This window comes from Ramlibacter sp. (genome assembly GCF_035706265.1).
Lineage (GTDB): Bacteria > Pseudomonadota > Gammaproteobacteria > Burkholderiales > Burkholderiaceae_C > Ramlibacter.
Genome location: NZ_DASSVG010000721.1, coordinates 1 through 4,689 on the forward strand (window position 1 = coordinate 1; position 4,689 = coordinate 4,689).

Sequence of the window (4,689 nt, forward strand, 5' to 3'; positions counted from 1 at the left end):
CTTCCTTCTTCTCCGGCGTCGCGGCCTTCTTCTCGTCCTTCATCGCCGGCTTGCCGCCGAATTCCCGGTGGTACTCCTCGCCGTTGACGCGCAGCCCGCCGTAGGAGAGGCGGGCGGCGGTGATGGGGGCGATGCCCTTCACGCGGGCCATCAGGCTGTCCCAGTTCTTGAATTGGCCGCCCTTCTTGCGCTCCTCCAGGATGCGCTTGGACATGACCGGGCCGATGCCCTTGACGCTGTCCAGGTCGGCCGCGGTGGCCGTGTTCACGTCGACGGCGGCGAAGGACGCCGCGGCATAGAGCAGGGCCAGGATGGCCAGGATTTTCTTCAGCATGGGTCTCTCTCCTCCAGGTTGGCATGACGCGCCCCGGCGGGGCGCAGCCCCTCCTCAACGAGGCAGGGCGGGGGAAAGTTGACGCAGCCGGCGGCGGGTCAGCCGAAATGCCGCTGCAGCTGCCGCATGTACTCGCCCACCCCGGTCGCCACGTCCGCGAACCGGTGCTCGCAGCCGGCCTCGCGCAGCGCCGTCAGGTCGGCCTGGGTGTAGCACTGGTACTTGCCGCGCAGCGCATCCGGGAAGGGAATGTATTCGAGCAGGCCCAGGTCCACCGCCGTGGGGGCGTCCTGCACGCCGCCGGGATGCAGGGCATCCAGCACCGCCAGCGCCACGTCGTTGAACGGCTGCGCGCGGCCGGTGCCCAGGTTGAAGATGCCGGACTTCTCCGGATGGTCGAAGAACCACAGGTTCACCGCCACCACGTCGTCGACGAAGACGAAGTCGCGCGTCTGCTCGCCGGGGCCGTAGCCGCCGTACTCGCCGAACAGCTTGACCTTGCCCAGCTCGCGGAACTGGTTGAACTGGTGGAAGGCGACGCTCGCCATGCGGCCCTTGTGCTGCTCGCGCGGGCCGTAGACGTTGAAGTAGCGGAAGCCCGCCACCTGGCGCTTGGCACGCTTGAAGTCCTTGCCCAGCTCGCGCCGCATGCGCTGGTCGAACAGCAGCTTGCTGTAGCCGTACACGTTCAGCGGGCGCTCGAACTCGGGCGTCTCGCGGAAGGTGTCGGAGCCCCCGTACACCGCCGCGGACGACGCGTACAGCAGCCGCGCGCCGCGCTGCTGGCAGGACTCGAACAGCGAGCAGGACACGCCGTAGTTGTTGTCCATCATGTACTTGCCGTCCTGCTCCATCGTGTCGCTGCAGGCGCCCTCGTGGAACACGGCCTCCACCTTGCCGAAGCTGCCCTCGGCGAACAGCGAGTAGAACTCGTCGGCATCGATGTAGTCGTCGATCCGCAGGTCGGCCAGGTTGCGGAACTTGTCGCCCTGGGTCAGGTCGTCGACCGCGATGATGTCGTCGATCCCGCGCTGATTCAGGCCCTTGACGATGTTGGAACCAATGAAACCGGCTGCGCCGGTGACGACGACGCGCGTCATTCGAACAACTCCTCGTAGGAAACGGTGGCGGTGCCGAACTTGCCCACCACGATGCTGCCGGCCCGGTTGGCGATCGGCACGGCTTCGCGCAGCGGCAGGCCCGCGGCCACCATGGTGGCCAGCGTGGCGATCACCGTGTCGCCGGCGCCGGTGACGTCGAAGACCTCGCGCGCCTGCGCCTTCACGTGCAGGGGCTCGGGCCCGGCGTCGAACAGGGTCATGCCTTCCTCGCTGCGGGTGACCAGCAGGGCCTGCAGCCCCAGCTCCTCGCGCAGGCGCTGCGCGCGCAGCTTCAGGTCCTCCTCGCCGTTCCAGCGCCCCACCACGTCCTGCAGTTCGGCGCGGTTGGGCGTGATCACCGTGGCACCGCGGTAGCGGCCGTAGTCGGAGCCCTTGGGGTCGATCAGCACCGGCTTGCCCGCGGCGCGGGCGCTGGCGATCATCGCCGGGATGTGGGCGAGGCCGCCCTTGCCGTAGTCGGAGAACAGCACGGCGTCCTGCTGCGGCAGCAGGCGGCCGAATTCATCGGTCTGCATCGCCAGCACCTCGTGGTCCGGCTCGTTCTCGAAGTCCATGCGCAGCAGCTGCTGCTGGCGGCCGATCACGCGCAGCTTGACGGTGGTGCGCAGCCCGGAGTCGCGCTTCAGCAGCGTGCGGATGCCGGTGCCGGTGAGCAGCGCTTCGAGGCGGTGGCCCGGCTCGTCGTCGCCCACCACGCCGAGGAAGCTGGCCTGCGCGCCCAGGGTGGCGACGTTGTAGGCCACGTTGGCGGCGGCGCCGATGCGCTCCTCCTCGCGCGAGACCTTGACCACCGGCACCGGCGCCTCGGGCGAGATGCGTTCGACGGCGCCGTGCCAGTAGCGATCGAGCATCGCGTCGCCGACCACCAGCACGCGCGCCTTGGCGATGCGTTGCTTGCCTGGATTCATAACTCCTCCACCCTCCGGGGCGGGTAGCTGTCCCAGGCCTGGCAGCCCGGGCATTGCCAGAAATACTGTTTCGATTCGAAGCCGCAGGCCGCACAGCGGTAGCGCGTGAGCGGCCGCACGGCGTTGTCCAGCGCGCGCTGCACCTCGGGATGGAATTCCTCGTGCTGCAGCTTCTCGCCGGCGATCCACTTGGCGGCGGCCACCAGCGAGGGCTCGCGCTGCACGTGCCGCACGTACCAGGCGCGGGCCGCTTCGGGATCCGTTTCCAGTGCGGTGATGCCTTCCAGCACGTCCAGCGAGGGCGACTGCTCGTAGTGCGCGCGCAGCAGCTGCATGGCCTGGTCCTGGGTGCCGCAGGCCTGCGCGGCCTCCGCCAGGGGCTTCGCCAGCAGCGCCATCGCGGAGGGCACCTGGTCGGCCAGTTCGCGCAGCAGCTCGAAGGCGGCGCGGGCGTCGCCGGCGCGCCGCCGCAGGGCGGCCAGCTCGATGCGCGGGCGCGGCGCCGCGGGCGCGACCTTGGTCGCCTCCTGCAGCAGCTGCTCCGCCTCGGCCGGTGCGGCGCCGGTGGCCATCTCGCACAAGTAGTGCGCCTGGCGGGCGGCGAACTGGCCGGAGCCGGCGGCGTCGAGCTTGCGCGCGATCTCGCGCGCCTGCGGCCAGTCGCGCGAGCGTTCGTAGATGGCCAGCAGCGCGAGCAGCGCCTGCTCCTCGTAGGCGCTGCCTTCCAGCTTGCGCAGCGCCTCCTCGGCGCGATCGAGCAGGCCGGCCTTGAGGAAGTCCAGCGCCAGCGCGTGCTGGGCCCGGTGCCGGTCGGCGCGGCTCAGGTCCGCGCGCGACAGCAGGTGTTCGTGCACGCGCACGGCGCGCTCGTATTCGCCGCGGCGGCGAAACAGGTTGCCGAGGGCGAAGTGCAGCTCCGAGGTGTCGGGATCGTTCTGCACCGCCTCGATGAAGGCGTCGATCGCCTGGTCCTGCTGTTCGTTCAGCAGGAAGTTCAGGCCCCGGAAGTAGGCCTTGGGGGCCTGGCGGTTCTCGATGCGCAGCTGCCGCAGGTCCAGGCGCGAGGCGAACCAGCCGAGCGCGAACGCCAGCGGCAGGCCCCACAGCAGCCAGGTCAGGTCAAAGTCCATGCTTGGGCGGGGTGCCCTGTCCGATCAGCGTGCTGGGGGCGCCGCCGGGGTCGGCGTGCAGGCCGCGCGCGACCGCCTTGCGGTGCTTCCACCAGCGCGGCACCATGCCGATCGCGCCGACCACCAGGCCCGCGGCGAAGGCGGCCAGCACCACCAGCACCAGCGGCGCCGTCCAGTGCGTGCCGAAGAAGAAGTGCACGGTCACGTCCTGCTGGTTGTTCAGGGCGAACGCGAACAGGGTAAAAAAAATGGCTGCCTTGAGCAGCCAAGCCACGTATTTCAAATTCGGCTCCTGCGTCCGCCGAATTCTAAGGTTCGGCGTTCGGCGTTGAGCGTTGAGCGCGGAATCACGCTGAACGCCGCACGCTCAACGCTCAACCTGCATTTCCTTCGTCCGCTCGTCCACCGCCTCGCGCAGCGCCTTGCCCGGCTTGAAGTGCGGTACGCGCTTCTCCGGGATGTGCACGCTCTCGCCCGAGCGCGGGTTGCGCCCCATGCGGGGCGGGCGGCGGTTGATCGAGAAGCTGCCGAAGCCGCGGATCTCGATGCGGTGCCCGCGCACCAGCGCTTCGCTCATCGCGTCGAGGATGGTCTTGACGGCGTACTCCGCGTCGCGATGGGTCAGCTGGCTGAAGCGCGCGGCCAGTTCTTCTACGAGGTCGCTTCTGGTCATAAGGTTCGGCGTTGAGCGTTCAGCGTTGAGCGAGCAGACCCGCTTTCACGCTCAACGCCCAACGCTTAACGCTCAACCGCGATCAGCTGCGGTCCTGGTCGTTCAGCTTGGCACGCAGCAGCGCGCCGAGGCTGGTGGTACCGGCCTGCTCGCGGGCAGACTGCTGCGACAGCTGCGCCATCGCACCCTGCTCGTCGATCATGTCCTTCTGGCGGATCGACAGCTGGATGTTGCGCGTCTTGCGGTCGATGTTGGTCACCACGGCGGTGATCTCGTCGCCTTCCTTCAGCACGTTGCGCGCGTCTTCCACGCGGTCGCGGCCGATTTCCGAAGCACGCAGGTAGCCGAAGATGTCGTTGCCCAGGTCGATCTCGGCGCCCTTCGGGTCGACCGTCTTGACCTTGCCCGACACCACGGAGCCCTTGTCGTGCACCGAGGTGAAGGTGGCGAACGGGTCGCCATCGAGCTGCTTGATGCCCAGGGAGATGCGCTCGCGGTCCACATCCACGCCCAGCACGATCGC

Annotated in this window: 7 protein-coding genes; all 7 read right to left on the reverse strand. The window is 69.0% G+C overall.

The genetic code is table 11. The features are described 5' to 3' along the window. On the reverse strand, positions 1-334 hold a 334-nt coding region (locus VFM98_RS25805), incomplete at its 3' end, for a helix-hairpin-helix domain-containing protein (RefSeq protein ID WP_325112745.1). A 98-nt stretch (positions 335-432) separates the two neighbouring features. Further along, positions 433-1,434 carry an ADP-glyceromanno-heptose 6-epimerase gene (gene rfaD / locus VFM98_RS25810; protein ID WP_325112746.1) on the reverse strand — a complete coding sequence of 334 codons (1,002 nt, stop codon included), beginning with the start codon at positions 1,432-1,434 and terminating at the stop codon, positions 433-435. Then, on the reverse strand, positions 1,431-2,363 hold the full coding sequence (gene rfaE1, locus VFM98_RS25815; protein ID WP_325112747.1) for a D-glycero-beta-D-manno-heptose-7-phosphate kinase: 933 nt from the start codon (positions 2,361-2,363) through the stop codon (positions 1,431-1,433). Before rfaE1 ends, rfaD begins: the two co-directional genes overlap by 4 nt. Beyond that, positions 2,360-3,493 (reverse strand): lipopolysaccharide assembly protein LapB, encoded by a 1,134-nt coding sequence (gene lapB / locus VFM98_RS25820; protein WP_325112748.1) that lies wholly within the window; start codon positions 3,491-3,493, stop codon positions 2,360-2,362. Before lapB ends, rfaE1 begins: the two co-directional genes overlap by 4 nt. Then, positions 3,483-3,776 (reverse strand): LapA family protein, encoded by a 294-nt coding sequence (locus VFM98_RS25825; RefSeq protein ID WP_325112749.1) that lies wholly within the window; start codon positions 3,774-3,776, stop codon positions 3,483-3,485. Before VFM98_RS25825 ends, lapB begins: the two co-directional genes overlap by 11 nt. A gap of 84 nt (positions 3,777-3,860) precedes the next feature. Then, positions 3,861-4,166: an integration host factor subunit beta gene (locus VFM98_RS25830; protein ID WP_325112750.1), complete on the reverse strand. Its 306-nt coding sequence runs from the start codon at positions 4,164-4,166 to the stop codon at positions 3,861-3,863. Positions 4,167-4,248: 82 nt separating this feature from the next. Next, positions 4,249-4,689, reverse strand: a 441-nt coding sequence (locus VFM98_RS25835; RefSeq protein ID WP_325112751.1) for a S1 RNA-binding domain-containing protein, incomplete at its 5' end; no start/stop codon positions are given.